Annotated in this window: 15 protein-coding genes; 7 read left to right on the top strand and 8 right to left on the bottom strand. The window is 68.7% G+C overall.

What is annotated here, in order from left to right:
- From ACH34R_RS01835 to ACH34R_RS01850, 4 genes are all read left to right on the top strand, one after another.
- The gene (locus tag ACH34R_RS01835; RefSeq protein ID WP_397559519.1) at positions 1–813 is read left to right on the top strand and encodes a c-type cytochrome; all 813 of its coding nucleotides are present in this window, start codon (positions 1–3) and stop codon (positions 811–813) included.
- Positions 806–1903 carry a Rieske 2Fe-2S domain-containing protein gene (locus ACH34R_RS01840; RefSeq protein ID WP_397559520.1) on the top strand — a complete coding sequence of 366 codons (1098 nt, stop codon included), beginning with the start codon at positions 806–808 and terminating at the stop codon, positions 1901–1903. The genes ACH34R_RS01835 and ACH34R_RS01840 overlap by 8 nt, the downstream gene beginning before the upstream one ends.
- A complete protein-coding gene (locus tag ACH34R_RS01845) occupies positions 1900–3588 on the top strand; it encodes a cytochrome bc complex cytochrome b subunit (protein ID WP_397559521.1) in 1689 nt (562 codons plus the stop codon). Before ACH34R_RS01840 ends, ACH34R_RS01845 begins: the two co-directional genes overlap by 4 nt.
- Positions 3589–3795: 207 nt before the next feature.
- Positions 3796–4389: a superoxide dismutase family protein gene (locus ACH34R_RS01850; RefSeq protein WP_111165744.1), complete on the top strand. Its 594-nt coding sequence runs from the start codon at positions 3796–3798 to the stop codon at positions 4387–4389.
- A gap of 490 nt (positions 4390–4879) precedes the next feature.
- On the opposite strand, the gene ACH34R_RS01855 is transcribed toward ACH34R_RS01850, so the two are convergent.
- From ACH34R_RS01855 to ACH34R_RS01870, 4 genes are all read right to left on the bottom strand, one after another.
- The gene (locus ACH34R_RS01855; RefSeq protein ID WP_397559522.1) at positions 4880–6088 is read right to left on the bottom strand and encodes an Ig-like domain-containing protein; all 1209 of its coding nucleotides are present in this window, start codon (positions 6086–6088) and stop codon (positions 4880–4882) included.
- A gap of 176 nt (positions 6089–6264) precedes the next feature.
- Positions 6265–6660: a cytochrome c oxidase subunit 4 gene (locus ACH34R_RS01860; RefSeq protein ID WP_397559523.1), complete on the bottom strand. Its 396-nt coding sequence runs from the start codon at positions 6658–6660 to the stop codon at positions 6265–6267.
- Entirely contained in the window at positions 6657–8333 is a 1677-nt protein-coding gene (ctaD, locus tag ACH34R_RS01865; protein WP_397559524.1) for a cytochrome c oxidase subunit I, read from the bottom strand. Before ctaD ends, ACH34R_RS01860 begins: the two co-directional genes overlap by 4 nt.
- Positions 8330–9013 (bottom strand): cytochrome c oxidase subunit II, encoded by a 684-nt coding sequence (locus tag ACH34R_RS01870; RefSeq protein WP_397559525.1) that lies wholly within the window; start codon positions 9011–9013, stop codon positions 8330–8332. The genes ctaD and ACH34R_RS01870 overlap by 4 nt, the downstream gene beginning before the upstream one ends.
- Before the next feature lie 277 nt (positions 9014–9290).
- Here ACH34R_RS01870 and ACH34R_RS01875 point away from each other — a divergent pair, with 277 nt between their 5' ends.
- From ACH34R_RS01875 to ACH34R_RS01885, 3 genes are all read left to right on the top strand, one after another.
- On the top strand, positions 9291–10424 hold the full coding sequence (locus tag ACH34R_RS01875) for a cysteine desulfurase family protein (protein WP_397559526.1): 1134 nt from the start codon (positions 9291–9293) through the stop codon (positions 10422–10424).
- On the top strand, positions 10425–10697 hold the full coding sequence (locus ACH34R_RS01880) for a sulfurtransferase TusA family protein (RefSeq protein ID WP_111165749.1): 273 nt from the start codon (positions 10425–10427) through the stop codon (positions 10695–10697).
- A 79-nt stretch (positions 10698–10776) separates the two neighbouring features.
- Positions 10777–11211, top strand: coding sequence for a CBS domain-containing protein (locus ACH34R_RS01885; protein ID WP_397559527.1), 435 nt, complete (start codon positions 10777–10779; stop codon positions 11209–11211).
- Between the two features lie 109 nt (positions 11212–11320).
- On the opposite strand, the gene ACH34R_RS01890 is transcribed toward ACH34R_RS01885, so the two are convergent.
- The 4 genes from ACH34R_RS01890 to ACH34R_RS01905 form a co-directional block, all read right to left on the bottom strand.
- A complete protein-coding gene (locus ACH34R_RS01890; RefSeq protein WP_397559528.1) occupies positions 11321–12307 on the bottom strand; it encodes a carbohydrate kinase family protein in 987 nt (328 codons plus the stop codon).
- 241 nt (positions 12308–12548) lie between these two features.
- Positions 12549–12902, bottom strand: a complete 354-nt coding sequence (locus ACH34R_RS01895) for an iron-sulfur cluster assembly accessory protein (protein WP_111165752.1) — start codon at positions 12900–12902, stop codon at positions 12549–12551.
- A gap of 1249 nt (positions 12903–14151) precedes the next feature.
- Positions 14152–14355 carry a hypothetical protein gene (locus ACH34R_RS01900; protein WP_397559529.1) on the bottom strand — a complete coding sequence of 68 codons (204 nt, stop codon included), beginning with the start codon at positions 14353–14355 and terminating at the stop codon, positions 14152–14154.
- 27 nt (positions 14356–14382) lie between these two features.
- The gene (locus tag ACH34R_RS01905; RefSeq protein ID WP_397559530.1) at positions 14383–14625 is read right to left on the bottom strand and encodes a hypothetical protein; all 243 of its coding nucleotides are present in this window, start codon (positions 14623–14625) and stop codon (positions 14383–14385) included.
- Between the last annotated feature and the right edge of the window lie 56 nt (positions 14626–14681).

Here is a 14681-nt window from a genome sequence, read left to right on the forward strand (position 1 = left end):
GTGACCAGGATCACCGCTAGGCGGCGGCATCCCCTCGCGAGATACGCCGTCCTGCTTCTCGCACTGGCGTTGCTGGGCGTGGGCTATGCGGCCTTCTCCCCGAAGAGCCAGAGCGCCGACGCGGCGATCGCGTCGGGCAAGGTCGACGACGTGAAGGCCGGCGAGGAACTCTTCAAGTCGCACTGCCTCACCTGCCACGGGCCCGAGGCACGGGGCACCGCGGAGGGGCCCACGCTGGTCGGCGTGGGCGCCGCGGCGGTCGACTTCCAGATGAGCAGCGGGCGAATGCCCGCCACCACGGTGGGCGCCCAGGTACCGCGCAAGCCGCTGCCCGCCTGGGTGACGCAGAAGAAGATCGACCAGATCGCCGCCTACGTCCAGTCCCTCGGCGGCGGCCCGACCGTCCCCAGCAAGGACCAGGTGGACCCCGCCAAGGGCGACCCGGCCAAGGGCGGCGAGCTGTTCCGGGCCAACTGCATCAGCTGCCACAACTGGGCCGGCGCCGGCGGGGCGCTCACCCAGGGCAAGTACGCCCCCAACCTCAACAGCTCCTCCCCCGCCCAGATCTACGAGGCGATGATCACCGGCCCGCAGGCGATGCCGGTCTTCAACGACTCCACGATCACCCCCCAGCAGAAGCGCGACATGATCGCCTACATCGTGAGCGTCCGCGAGCAGACCGACCCGGGCGGTTTCGGGCTCGGCCGGATCGGCCCGGTGACCGAGGGCCTGGTGGCCTGGATCGTGGGCATCGGCGGCCTTGTGCTCGCAGCCATCTGGATCACCGCGAAGAGGCGACAGGCCAATGACTGACCACAACCCTGAGATCGAACGGCCGGAAGAGCGCGTTCCCAAGCGCGTCATCGGCACTCCACCCGCGGCCACGGAGCCGGCCGTGCTCGGCGAGGACACACCCGCCGCGCCCGCCGTCGTGGCCGGGGTCAAGCCGCAGGACCCGCGCACGGTGAGGAAGGGCGAGCGGCTCGCCGCCCTGTGCTTCACCATCACCTTCCTGGCGGGCATCGGCTTCATCGCCTCGTACGTGATCTTCCAGGTCGGCGACCTGGACGGCACCGCGGCCTCCAACCTCGCGCTCGGCGGCACCCTGACGCTGGCCCTGCTCGGCCTGGCCCTCGGCATGGTGGTCTGGGCGCGGATGGTGCTGCCGAAGTACAGCGTCGTCCAGGAGCGGCACGTGATGGCCTCCGACCGGGAGGTCAGGAGCGACGTCGCCGAGAAGTTCGTGCAGGGTGTGGAGGAGAGCGGCTTCGTCAAGCGGAAGCTGCTGCGGCGTACGCTGCTGGCCGCGGTGGCCCCGCTGGGCCTGGCCCCCGTGGTGCTGCTGCGCGACCTCGGCCCGCTGCCGGAGACCACGCTCCGGCACACGGTCTGGGGTGAGAAGACCAAGGACGGCAAGCCGCTGCGGCTCGTCGTCGAGGGCACCGGCCAGCCCATCCGGGCCGCCGACTTCAACACCCCCGGCGGCCTGCTGTCGGTGGTGCCCGAGGGGTACGAGCACGACCTGACCGTCCTCGCCAAGGCCACGGTGATTCTGGTCAACCTGCGGCCCGAGGAGATCAAGTCCGGGACGAACAAGAACTGGACCTACAACGGCATCGTCGCCTACTCCAAGATCTGCACCCACGTCGGGTGCCCCGCGGCTCTGTACGAGCAGAACACGCACAACATCCTCTGCCCCTGTCACCAGTCGACGTTCGACGCCACGGACGGCGCCAAGGTGATCTTCGGCCCGGCGGCCCGGCCGCTTCCCCAGCTTCCGATCGACGTGGACGCGGAGGGCTACCTCATCGCCACGGGGGACTTCCCGGTCCCGGTCGGCCCCAGCTTCTGGGAGCGCGGTGACGCCGAGGCGGAGTACCGGCAGAAGGGAGGCCAGGTATGAGCACCGAAACCGGCAACCGGCCAGAAACCGCTGAAATCCCCAAGGCCGTCTCAGGACCGAGCAGCTACCTCGACGAGCGCATCGGCGCCGGAAACTTCATCCGGCGCAACATGCGCAAGGTCTTCCCCGACCACTGGTCGTTCCTGCTGGGTGAGATCGCGCTCTACTCGTTCATCATCCTGCTGCTGACCGGCACGTTCCTGACGCTCTGGTTCAAGCCCAGCATGGGGCACGTCATCTACGACGGGCCCTACGCGCCGCTGCGCGGCGTGATGATGTCCGAGGCGTACGCGTCTTCGCTGCACATCAGCTTCGAGGTGCGCGGCGGTCTGCTGATCCGCCAGATCCACCACTGGGCGGCGCTGCTGTTCGTCGCCGGGATGATGGCCCACATGCTCCGGGTGTTCTTCACCGGCGCGTACCGCAAGCCGCGTGAGCTCAACTGGATCATCGGCGTCCTGCTGCTGACGCTGGCCCTGGCCGAGGGCCTGACCGGCTACTCGCTGCCGGACGACCTGCTGTCCGGCGCGGGCCTGCGGATCACCCAGGGCGTGGCGATCTCACTGCCACTGGTGGGCACCTATGTCTCCTTCTTCCTGTTCGGCGGGGAATATCCAGGCGAGGATGTCATCTCCCGGTTCTACACCCTGCACGTGCTGCTGATCCCCGGCATCCTGGTGGCCCTGGTCACCGCGCACATGGTGCTGATGTGGGTGCAGAAGCACAGCCAGCAGCCGGGCAAGGGACGCACGAACATGAACGTCGTCGGCGGCCCGTTCTTCCCGTCCTTCGCGCTCAAGGCAGGCTCGTACTTCCTGTTCACGTTCGCGATCCTGGCCGGGCTCGGCACGTTCGCCCAGATCAACCCGATCTGGCTGTTCGGCCCGTACACACCTGCGGACATCTCGGCGGGTTCGCAGCCCGACTTCTACATGGGCTTCCTCGAAGGCTCGCTGCGGATCATGCCGGCCTGGGAGATCAACGTCCTGGGCTACACGCTGCCGATGAGCGTGATCATCCCGGCCCTGCTACCGCTGGGGCTGGTCATGACCGGGCTCGCGCTGTATCCGTTCATCGAGCAGTGGGTCACCGGCGACCGGAGCGAGCACCACGTCGTCGACCGGCCGCGCAACAACCCGCACCGCACCTCGATCGGCATGTCGGCGATCACGTTCTACGGCCTGCTGTGGCTGCTGGGCGCGAACGACGAACTCGCGGCCAACTTCCACATCTCGCTGTTCGCGATCACCAGGTTCGGTCAGGTCGCGATCATCGTGGGGCCGATCCTGGCGTACATCATCACCTACCGCATGTGCCTCGGGCTGCAGCGCAAGGACGCCGAGGTGATCGGCCACGGTGTCGAGTCGGGTGTGATCAAGCGCCTGCCGCACGGTGAGTTCATCGAGGTCCACGTGCCGCCGGCCGAGGACATCGAGGCGCACATGCGCGGCAAGACGCCCATCCCGGCGCTCCCCGACGGCTCGGACAAGAAGGGCATTCCGCCGAAGGGCATGCGCGGCCCGCTAGGCCGCCTGCGCGGGCGGATGAGCCGGTCGTACGGCGGGGAGAAGATCCCGATGGACCAGCCGCACGGCGACGACCACGGCGCCCACGAGGAGATCGGGGAGCACGAGGAGCACGCCGCCGTCGGAGCGGCCGGCGAAGGCCGGTCGCTGGACCGCTGACCACGGCGGAACGCGCGTCGCCACAACGCGCAAGGGGCCCGGGATGTCCTATCCCGGGCCCTTTCGTGGTCTTTATTACGGTTGACCTATAACCCGAAACCATTGAAAAATGATATGCAATCCCTATTCAAATAGGGACGACTGACCAAACGCGTTCCTTTACCCTCGGTAAGACCGAAACGCTTTCTTCAGAGGGACAGGTTCGTGATGCCGCTCCGCAGAACTCATCTGGCCATCGCCACCGTGCTCGCCGCGGGGGTCGCGGCCGTCGGCGTCTCCGCCATCGCCGAGGCCACCTCGACCCAGGGAGGGCATACCTCCTCTGCGGTCATCCGCGACGTCGAGGGCAACGCCATCGGCCGCCTCACGATCGCCAACCAGGGATTCGGCAAGTCCCGCGTCACCGTCTCGGCGCGCGGGCTGTCCGAAGGCTTCCACGGGTTCCACATCCACGCCACCGGCGTGTGCGACCCCAAAGCGGTCGACCCTTCCACCGGAAACGTCTCGCCCTTCTTCACCGCCGGCGGCCATTTCAATCTCGGCCAGGGCACGCACGGCGCGCACTCCGGCGACCTTCCGCCGCTGCTCGCCGCCGGCGACGGCACCAGCTCGGCCAGCGTCGTGACCGACAAGTTCCGGCTGAGCCAGCTCAACGACGCCGACGGCAGCGCGATCATCATTCACGCCCTGCCCGACAACCTCGCCCACATCCCCGAGCGCTACGCCCCGAACGGCCCCGACGACGCCACCAAGCGCACCGGCGACGCGGGCGGACGCTTCGCCTGCGGGATCATCAAGTAGCCCCGCCTCCGTAGCACCAGAGGCCCGGCGGGCGGCGTCCCGCGAGGCGCTGTGACCCCCACCGCGGGGGTCACAGCGCCGTTGGACGGCCGAGACGCCACCGCCGGCCTCGGTACCACCCCAACGGCCGTGCCCGCCCGTTGTCCGTACCACGACACCGGCCCTGCACGGCCCACCGGCATCCGCCCGCGGGCCACCCGCCCTTCCGAACCCGGGCCTTAGAGCGGGCCGGACCTCGACACCTCCCGGCCTTCGGCCACACACGGGTCGTCCCGCCTCCCACCGGCGCTCCGCTTCCGCACCCTAGCGGCCGTTCCGGCGACCGGCCACGCGCGGGGCCGCAAGGGTCGTCCCGCCTCTGGCGGCCGTACCGGCCTCCTCGCCGGCCGTGGGGCAGGGGTGTCACACGAGCCCTCGGGGGCCGGTGGTATGGCCTCCTGCCGCGCCGGACACAGTGCAGCGGGCCTGGCAGCGGGCGCCCCGAGGCGGCTCAGGAGGCGGTGTAGGGATCGGTGGTGAAGCCCGAGCCCAGGCTGGTCCAGCGCAGCCACTCCGGCCAGCTCTCCTGCCAGTGCCCCCACCCGTTCAGCGGCTCCAGGCGGCGCGGCGAGCCGGTCAGGATGATCGGGTCGCCGATCAGCGTGTTGTCGAGGAACCACTTGGCGTGCGACGGGCTGACGTTGACGCAGCCGTGGCTGACGTTGGAGTTGCCCTGTGAGCCGACCGACCAGGGCGCGCTGTGGATGTACTCCCCGCTGTTGGAGATGCGGACGGTGTTGTACACCGTGAGCTGGTAGTAGCCCGCCTGCCCCGGCCCGGCGTCCGGCGAGGTCATCACGGTGACCCCTTCACGGGACATGGCCAGGTGGACGCCGCTGGTGGTGTGGTACTTCATCACCCCGCCCCGCCCGGCGCTGAACGGGATGGTGCGGATCACCCTCCCGTTCCGTTTGACCCGCATGACGTGGTCGTTCAGGCTCCCGCTGGTGATCTGCGAGCGGCCGATCTTGAAGTCGAGCACGTGGTTCTTGGTCCCGTACATGCCCTCGCCGCCGTGCGCGCCCGCCAGCCGGGCGATCAGCCGTACCTTGGTGCCGGCCGGCCAGAAGGTCCTCGGCCGGAAGTGCACGGTCTTGTCGTCGAACCAGTGCCACGCGCCCAGGACCGGCTTGGAGGACTGGACGATCAGGTGGCGCTCCACGCCGACCCGGTCGGTGATCTCCCGGTCGAAGGAGATCATGATGGGCATCCCGACGCCCACGGTCAGGCCGGTGTCGTCCTTGTGCGGCAGGATGTTCTCGACCTTGAAGGCACTCTTCGGCGTCACCGTGGAGAACGTGCTGGTCGCCCGGGTGGCCTTGCCGTCGGCGTTGGCGGCCACCGCCGTGACGGTGTAGGTGGTGCCGGGCGTGCCGACGTCCCTGCTGCGCCACTGGGTGCGGTCGGCGCTGAAAACGCCGTTCAGGGCCCCCTTGGGCGAGGTGACGCTCACCTCCGAGATGGTGCCGTGCTGCGCGGACACGACGACGGCCGTGTCCGGCGCCACATTGCCCGCCGAGTTCGCCGGGACGACGGTGACCCGCGCGTCGGGGGCCTTGCGTTCGCCCTCCGAGGCGGTGGCACCTGACGAACACGAAGCCGTCAGGGCCAGTACGAGCAGTCCCGCGCCATGTGCCGATACCCGGATTGCGTGCCCCACCTGTGACTCCCCCCGTCGAGCCTGACATGCCAGGCCCGCCCACTATCGGGGTTATTACCCACAGTGACGGCAAGAGTGCTCGTAATGCTGTACTTCACCGGCAAAGAACGCCAAAACGGGTGATCGATGAGGTTCGACCACCCGTTGTGACGCGCTTTATCCGGCGGGAGAGTTGATCAGTGCGAGAAGTGCCCGCGGTAGTACTGGAACACGAAGCCGATGGAACTCATGATCACGCAGGCCACACCGATCATGAACAGCCACCACCCGATCACGAAGCCGACGAACGCCAGCGCCGCCGACAGGGTGACGAACAGCGGCCACCAGCTATGCGGGCTGAAGAAGCCGATCTCCCCCGCGCCATCGCTGATCTCGGCCTTCTTGTCGTCCTCCGGCTGCGCCCCGATCCGGCGCGCGGTGAACATCAGGTAGTAGCCGATCATGAAGGCGAAGGCGACGGAGATCGCCAGCGCCGTGGTGCCGACCGGCTCGCCCGACCAGAACCAGTAGATGACGCCCACCAGGGCGAAGAACACGCCGCAGAGCAGGAACAGCCAGCCCTGAACCTTCATTGGCTCATCTCCTCCAACTGGCCTCTGGACTTGGCCGTGACGTGCGGGTAGTGCAGGTCGAACGCGGGACGCTCAGAGCGGATCCGCGGCAGCGAGGTGAAGTTGTGTCGCGGCGGCGGGCAGGAGGTGGCCCACTCCAGCGAGTTTCCGAAGCCCCAGGGGTCGTCCACGGTGACCTTCGGCGCCGAGCGCCAGGTGCGCCACACGTTGTACAGGAACGGCAGCGTGGACGCGCCGAGGACGAACGCCCCGATCGAGGAGATGACGTTCAGGTTGGTGAATCCGTCGATCGGGCTGTAGTCGGCGTACCGCCGCGGGAAGCCGATCACGCCCAGCCAGTGCTGCACCAGGAAGGTGGTGTGGAAGCCGATGAACAGCGTCCAGAAGTGCACCTTGCCCAGCCGGTCGTTCAGCATCCTGCCGGTGAACTTCGGCCACCAGAAGTAGAATCCGGCGAACATCGCGAACACCACCGTGCCGAACACCACATAGTGGAAGTGGGCGACCACGAAGTAGGTGTCGCTGATGTGGAAGTCCAGTGGCGGCGAGGCCAGGATGACACCGGTCAGGCCGCCCAGCAGGAACGTGATCAAGAACCCGACCGAGAACAGCATGGGCGACTCGAAGGTGAGATGCCCGCGCCACATGGTGCCGATCCAGTTGAAGAACTTCACGCCGGTCGGTACCGCGATCAGGAACGTCATGAACGAGAAGAACGGCAGCAGTACCTGTCCCGTGGGGAACATGTGGTGCGCCCACACGGTGACCGACAGGCCGGCGATGGCGATGGTCGCGCCGACGAGGCTGATGTAGCCGAAGACCGGCTTGCGGCTGAAGACCGGCAGCACCTCGGTCACGATGCCGAAGAACGGCAGCGCGATGATGTAGACCTCCGGGTGCCCGAAGAACCAGAACAGGTGCTGCCACAGCATCGCGCCGCCGTTGCCGGGGTCGAAGATGTGCGCGCCGAGCTTGCGGTCGGCCTCCAGGGCCAGCAGCGCGGCGGCCAGCACCGGGAAGGCCAGCAGCACCAGGATCGAGGTGAGCAGGACGTTCCAGGTGAAGATCGGCATCCGGAACATCGTCATGCCGGGCGCGCGCATGCAGATGATCGTGGTGATGAAGTTGACCGCGCCGAGGATCGTGCCGAGCCCGGCCAGTACCAGCCCCATGATCCACAGGTCGCCGCCGGGCCCGGGAGAGCTGACCGCGTTGGACAGCGGCGTGTACGCGAACCAGCCGAAGCTGGCCGCGCCGCCCGGGGTCACGAAGCCGCTGATGGTGATGATGCCCCCGAACAGGAACATCCAGTAACTCACCATGTTCAGGCGCGGGAAGGCCACGTCCGGCGCGCCGATCTGCAGCGGCATCAGCTCGTTGGCGAACCCGGCGAACAGCGGGGTCGCGAACAGCAGCAGCATGATCGTGCCGTGCATGGTGAAGAGCTGGTTGAACTGCTCCCTGGTCACCAGTTGCAGGTCGGGCGCCACCAGCTCGGCCCGCATGATCAGCGCCATCACGCCGCCGATCAGGAAGAACACGAACGACGTGATCAGGTACATGTGACCGATGATCTTGTGGTCCGTGGAGGAGGCCCAGCGCGCGATGACCGAACCCTTGCGGGTGGGCACCGGCGTGATGGTCTGGCGTAGGGGTTCGTTGATGGCGGTCACTGCGTGCTCCTCGCCTGTTCGGCGATGTACCTGTCGAACTCTGCCTTCTCCACGAGCTTCACCCGGAACAGCATCCGGCTGTGGTCGTAGCCGCACAGCTCGGCGCACCGACCGGCGTGGACGCCCGTCTCGGTCAGCGTGTCGACCTCGAACCTGTTGTTCTCAACGCCCGGGATCACGTCCCGCTTGAACAGGAAGGCGGGAATCCAGAAGGAGTGGATCACGTCGGGCGAGCGCAGGTCGAACTCGACCTTGGAGCCGACCGGCAGCACCAGCTCGGGGGCCTCGGGCGCCTGGTAACTGCTCGCCGGGCGGCCGATCACGCTGACCTTCTGGTTGTTGTAGTCGGTGGTGAAGCGCCAGCTCCACTGGAAGGCGTCCACACGCACCTTCACCGCGGCGGTACCGGAGATCTTGCCGAGCTCGTTCTGGTCCCTGGCGGTGAAGTAGAAGAACACCGCGACCATGATGACCGGGACCATCGTGTAGAGGATCTCGATCGGCAGGTTGTACCTGACCTGCGGCGGCAACTCCTGGTCGCTGTGCTTCTTCTTGCGATGGAAGATGCACGCCCACACGATGAGGCCGATGACGACCGCGCCGGTGCCGAGCGCCGCGATCCAAGAGCCGTTCCACAGGCTCTGGACGATGTCGCCCTGTCTGGTCACGGATTCGGGCATGCCGCCACGCGACCATTCGGCCGCAACTTCATTACTGCATGCCGTCGCCGAGGCCAGCAGCAACGCCAGAACGGCGGCACGTGGCACCCTGCGACGGGCCAACGAACGCCGTGTCGCACGGCGGGTCGGACTCACGGATCGCCTACCCCACAGATGCAGCCCAGGGAGTCGATCCCTGGGCGGTCGATTTCATAAGCTTCACAAGCACGGTTTGGATGTGGACACATTAGCGCCAACCCTGTTCGCCCCTCTGCGCAGCCCCCGTTAGTGTCACGCTGTGGCCTACTTCGATGCCGCCTCTACCGAGCCCCTGCACCCGCAGGCCAGAGAGGCCCTGCTGATGGCACTGGAAACCGGCTGGGCCGACCCGGCGAGACTGTACGGCTCCGGCCGCCGGGCACGGTTGCTCCTCGACCAGGGCCGCGCGGAGATCGCCGAGGTGCTGGGCGCCCGGCCCGACGAGGTGGTGTTCACCACGTCAGGCACCCAGGCGGTGCATCTCGGCGTCCTCGGCACCCTACACGGACGGCGACGCGCCGGGCGGCATCTCGTCGTCGGCGCGGTGGAGCATTCCGCCGTGCTGCACGCCGCGCAGTTGCACGAGCGGGACGGCGGCACGGTCGAGACGGTCGGGGTCGGCCGTACCGGGGCGGTCGACGCCGCCGCCTTCGCCCGCGCGGTGAGCGCGCCCGGCACCGCCCTGGCCTGCCTGCAGACCGCCAACCACGAGGTCGGAACGCTCCAGCCGGTGGCCGAGGCCGCCGCGGCCTGCCAGGACGCCGGGGTGCCGCTGCTGGTGGACGCGGCGCAGACGGTGGGCCGGCTGCCGGTTCCGCCCGGCTGGTCGGTGCTCGTCGCGAGCGCGCACAAGTGGGGCGGCCCGCCCGGCGTGGGGGTGCTGGCCGTGCGCAAGGGCACCCGGTACCGCTCGCCGCTGCCGGAGGACGAGCGCGAGGCCCGGCGGGTGCCCGGCTTCGAGAACGTGCCGGGCGTCCTGGCCGCCGCGGCGGCGCTGCGGGCCCGCGTCGCCGAGGCCGGGGAGCAGGAACGGCTGGCCGCGCTGATCGACAAGATCCGGCGTACCGTCGCCGCCACGATCCCCGATGTGGAGGTGATCGGCGAACCGGTCGATCGCGCCCCGCACATCGTGACCTTCTCGTGCCTTTATGTTGAGGGCGAGGCGCTGCTTCGCGAACTTGACAAGGCGGGTTTCTCGGTAACGTCAGGAAGTTCTTGCACGGCGAGTACGCTTCGTCCATCGCACGTTTTGGAAGCGATGGGTGTGCTTACGCATGGAAATGTCCGGGTATCGCTGCCCAGTGGAACATCGGAAGCGGACGTGGACCGGTTCCTCGCCCTCCTTCCTGAGACCGTGCGCCGTATCCGCCAGGAAGCAGGGGTGAGCTGGTAGATGTCGCGTTGGCAGGCCACCACACGGGAAGAGGCCGCGCAGGAGCCCGCGTTGACGATCGACGCGCTGGGCAAGAAGTGCCCCATCCCGATCATCCTGCTCGCCGAACAGATCCGCTCGGTGCCGCTGAACGCGATCGTCGCGGTGCTCGCGGACGATCCGGCGGCGTACACGGACGTACCGGCGTGGTGCCGGCTGAAGTCGCACCCGCACGTGGCGACGTACGAGCTGCCCAAGGGCGGCTGGGCGATCCACGTCCGGCGCAACTACTGAGCCTGGCCTGAGCCTGGCCTGTACCAAAGCGGGTAGTCGCCCCTGAAAGCCGCTCATCCGACTTTCGGGGGGAATCACGATGGGTACCGCGCAGAGCGCCACCACGGTCAAGGACGTCATGCATCCCGGCGCGCGCTGCATCGAGGCGCACGAGACCCTCGACCGCGCCGCCCAGTTGATGCGCGAACTCGGCGTCGGGGCACTGCCGATCAGCGACGACGGCCGGCGGCTCCGGGGCATCATCACCGACCGGGACATCGTCGTCGACTGCATCGCGGCCGGCCGGGACCCGGCCAAGACACGGGCGGGCGACCTCGCGGCCGGGCTGGTCTGGGTCGGCTCCGACGCCACGATCGACGAGGCCCTGGCCAAGATGGAGGAGCATCAGATCCGGCGGCTGCCGGTGCTGGAGGACGACCAGATCATCGGCATGATCAGCGAGGCCGACCTGGCCAGGCACCTGCCCTCGGACAAGCTCGCCGAACTGGTGAGCCGCATCTACGCGCCGTCCTGACGGCGGCCTCGGAGCGGCATCGGAGCAGCGACGGCGACGGCACGGCGGCAGAAAGCGGTCGTGGCTCTCTGCCGTCCGTTGACGTCTGTGCTGTGCGGACCGCCGTGGGTCAGGGGTGCGGGCAGCGGATGTGCTCGGCGACCTCGGTGGCGGCCGAGGCCCCGTAGGCGGAGCCGAGCCGGTCCAGGAACTCCTGCCGGGCCAGCTCGTACTCCTGGCCGCCCACGTGCTCCAGCACGTGCGTCGCGGTCAGGTTGCCCACTTGGGCGCACCGCTCCAGCGGCAGGCCCCAGCCCACCGAGGCCAGGAACCCCGCGCGGAAGGCGTCGCCGACGCCCGTGGGGTCGACCTTGGCCTTCTCCGGCGCGGGCGGGATGTGCAGCGGCGGCTCCCCCGCGCGATCGATGCGCGCGCCCTTGGGCCCCAGCGTGGTCACCCTGACCTTCACCCGCGCCAGGACGTCCTCATCGGACCAGCCGGTCTTCTGCTCGACGAGCGCCTTTTCGTACTCGTTCGTGAACAGGTAGGTCGCGCCCTCGACGAGCGTACGGATGTCCTCGCCCTCCATCCGGGCGAGCTGCTGGGAGGGGTCGGCGGCGAACGGGATGCCGCGCTGACGGCACTCCTCGGTGTGCCGCAGCATCGCGTCCGGGTCGTTGGCGCCGACCAGCACGAGGTCCAGGCCGCCCACCCGATCGGCCACCGGGCCCAGCTCGATCTCCCGCGCCTCGGCCATCGCGCCGGTGTAGAACGACGCGATCTGGTTGTGGTCCTGGTCGGTGGTGCACAGGAACCGGGCGGTGTGGTGGAGCTCGGAGACGTGGATGGAGTCGCAGTCGACTCCGTGGCGCTCCAGCCAGGACCGGTAGTCGGCGAAGTCGGCGCCGACCGCGCCGACCAGGATCGGCGTCAGGCCGAGACAACCCATCCCGAAGGCGATGTTGGCGGCGATCCCGCCGCGCCGGACCTGAAGGTCGTCCACGAGGAACGACAGCGACACCCGGTCGAGCTGCTCGGCGATGAGCTGATCGCCGAAGCGACCGGGAAAGGTCATCAGATTATCGGTCGCGATGGAGCCGGTGACGGCGATGCGCACGGGGTTCTTCTCCTCGTTGTCTGCATCTTGCTGTGGCCCGCGCCCTGGGGACGGGCCGGATTTCGACGAGCTCCGCAAGACTATGTTAAAGCAGCACCGAGGGTCATGCCGTGGATCTCGCTCCGGACGCGTACCGCGGCGGGCCGCGAACCGTATGCCGCCCGCGTCTCCCGCCCAACGCGAACAGGCCCCATGACCAGCCTGTGATCATGGGGCCCTCAGGTCGCGAGGACCGGCCCCGCTAGTTGAACGAGTCGCCGCAGGCGCAGGAGCCCGTGGCGTTGGGGTTGTCGATCGTGAAGCCCTGCTTCTCGATGGTGTCCACGAAGTCGATGGAGGCGCCCGTGAGGTACGGGGCGCTCATCCGGTCGGTGACCACGCTGACGCCGCCGAAATCGGAAACCACATCCCCGTCCATGGAGCGGTCGTCGAAGAAGAGCTGGTAGCGAAGGCCCGAACAGCCACCCGGCTGCACGGCCACGCGCAGGCTGAGCCCTTCCTCACCCTGCTGCTCCAGCAGGCTCTTGACCTTGGCGGCGGCCGCGTCGGTCAGGATCAGGCCCTGCTGCGTCGTCTCGCTGCTCTCAACCGTCATTTGCTGACTCCCGCGTCTGGATCAGCCCCCGAAGGCGGCTGTCTGTTTCTGACGTCCTACCTAGACGCTACCAACACCCACCTTCCTCCACACATTCCGTGCCGATGGCACTCGCTCCGCTCGCGCGGGGCTGTGCCCATGGCACTCGCTCCGCTCGCGCGGGGCTGTGCCCATGGCACTCGCTCCGCTCACGCGGGCCCGGGCGCCTTCAAGGCCGCGTCCTCCGCTCCTCGCTCAGTCGCTCACTCGCTCGTCCCTCGCTCCCTCACTCCATCGCTCGTCACTCCGGACACGACCGCGCCCGGGCCGTGCGTAGTTGCGCTCCCTGCATCCCTTGACACTCGCTCCGCTCGCGCAGAACGCGCTCAAACGCGCTCGCGCGGGGCTGTGCCCATGGCGCTCGCTCCGCTCGCGCGGGCCCGGGCGCCTTCAAGGCCGCGTCCTCCGCTCCTCGCTCAGTCGCTCACTCGCTCGTCCCTCGCTCCCTCACTCCATCGCTCGTCACTCCGGACACGACCGCGCCCGGGCCGTGCGTGGTTGCGCTCCCTGCATCCCTTGACACTCGCTCCGCTCGCACAGAACGCGCTCACTCCGCTCGCGGGGGCCCGAGGCCGGTCCTGATCGGCGGCCCGCCCTCTGGGTGTCACCCCTGCCTCCGGCGGGGATGCGCTCACGCGCAATGGCCCTCACTGGCGCTCGGCCTGTCCTTCCTCATGCCGGGCTCCGCCCGACGTACGGCAAGCCCGGTCAACGCCGCCCTCTGGCGGGGCCGCGCTGTCCGCCCGGCTGGCGTCGTACTCGAAGAGTGGGGCCGCGTGACCGGCCTCGTTCTCGACGGGCAGCCCGTCCGGCTCCGCGACCTACAACCGACTATCCCGACTGGTGGATATGACGATCAGGACCACGCGCCAAGGCGACGACCTCGGCTGGTACGACGCTCGGCGACGCCGACCCGACCGCGAGGCGCGCAACGCCGGGGTGTACCCGGCAGTCGCCGCAGAAACCGTACAAGGAACTGCGGGCGTGCCAGGAAACACTTCAGGCCCTGGAGCAGCCCGCCATACGGGCGCCGGCGATGAGGGCCTGTACCGACGGAACGCGCCGGCGCAGGCCCAGAGGGCCCCGCCGCCATCAGACCGGGTTGCCCGACGAGGCTCCCAGCCCCCAGGGCCGTGTTAGGGGCCCGGCCGCAGGTTGCTCCGCGACCATAATGCGAAGGATCACTGCGGCCGGGCATTCTGCAGTCAGATCAGTTAGGCGATTCGGACGGCCAGTCATTCGCGATCGCCCACTTGAACGCCTCAAGCAGCATGTAAGTGCGGACACGGTCGACCGGAAGCCCGGCCGTGGCGGCGACCTCAAGCAGCTCTTCGCTCGGGGTATAGACGGCTTTGGCCATGGAGGCGGTCAGGACCCGCTGGATCTCACGCTGCAAGATCGTCTCGGCCGCCACGATAGCCCCCAGACGACACCGCCGACGCTACGGCCATCGGGCGGCCCCCAGCCGGGCGAGAATGCCGTGCTGCACGTTCGGCGCAGCCACCAGCTCGAACGGCCCGAGCCGGGTGAACTGATACAGCACCACCGCCCCCTTCTGCGCTTCGGTCGGCGGGGCGCACTTGGTAGCCCACCGCCAGTTCCGGCGCCCGAGGATGCGCCGGCCGGGATATGCGGCCTCGATTGCTTTGAGGTGGACGCGCGGACGGGGCGTCAGATCGTCCATTGCCCCCGGCAAGGGACGCGGGCGGGCGGGCGGGTGCCGGGTGCGGGCCGCCCGCC

The organism is Spongiactinospora sp. 9N601, from assembly GCF_044326295.1.
Taxonomy (GTDB): Bacteria; Actinomycetota; Actinomycetes; order Streptosporangiales; family Streptosporangiaceae; genus Spongiactinospora; species Spongiactinospora gelatinilytica.

Bases quoted from the DNA above. Each gene is read 5' to 3' on its own strand.
- ACH34R_RS01860 (WP_397559523.1), bottom strand. From the start codon at position 6,660: ATGAAGGTTCAGGGCTGGCTGTTCCTGCTCTGCGGCGTGTTCTTCGCC.
- ACH34R_RS01885 (WP_397559527.1), top strand. From the start codon at position 10,777: ATGGGTACCGCGCAGAGCGCCACCACGGTCAAGGACGTCATGCATCCC.
- ACH34R_RS01905 (WP_397559530.1), bottom strand. From the start codon at position 14,625: ATGGACGATCTGACGCCCCGTCCGCGCGTCCACCTCAAAGCAATCGAG.
- ACH34R_RS01845 (WP_397559521.1), top strand. From the start codon at position 1,900: ATGAGCACCGAAACCGGCAACCGGCCAGAAACCGCTGAAATCCCCAAG.
- ACH34R_RS01870 (WP_397559525.1), bottom strand. From the start codon at position 9,013: ATGCCCGAATCCGTGACCAGACAGGGCGACATCGTCCAGAGCCTGTGG.
- ACH34R_RS01880 (WP_111165749.1), top strand. From the start codon at position 10,425: ATGTCGCGTTGGCAGGCCACCACACGGGAAGAGGCCGCGCAGGAGCCC.
- ACH34R_RS01850 (WP_111165744.1), top strand. From the start codon at position 3,796: ATGCCGCTCCGCAGAACTCATCTGGCCATCGCCACCGTGCTCGCCGCG.
- ACH34R_RS01840 (WP_397559520.1), top strand. From the start codon at position 806: ATGACTGACCACAACCCTGAGATCGAACGGCCGGAAGAGCGCGTTCCC.
- ACH34R_RS01895 (WP_111165752.1), bottom strand. From the start codon at position 12,902: ATGACGGTTGAGAGCAGCGAGACGACGCAGCAGGGCCTGATCCTGACC.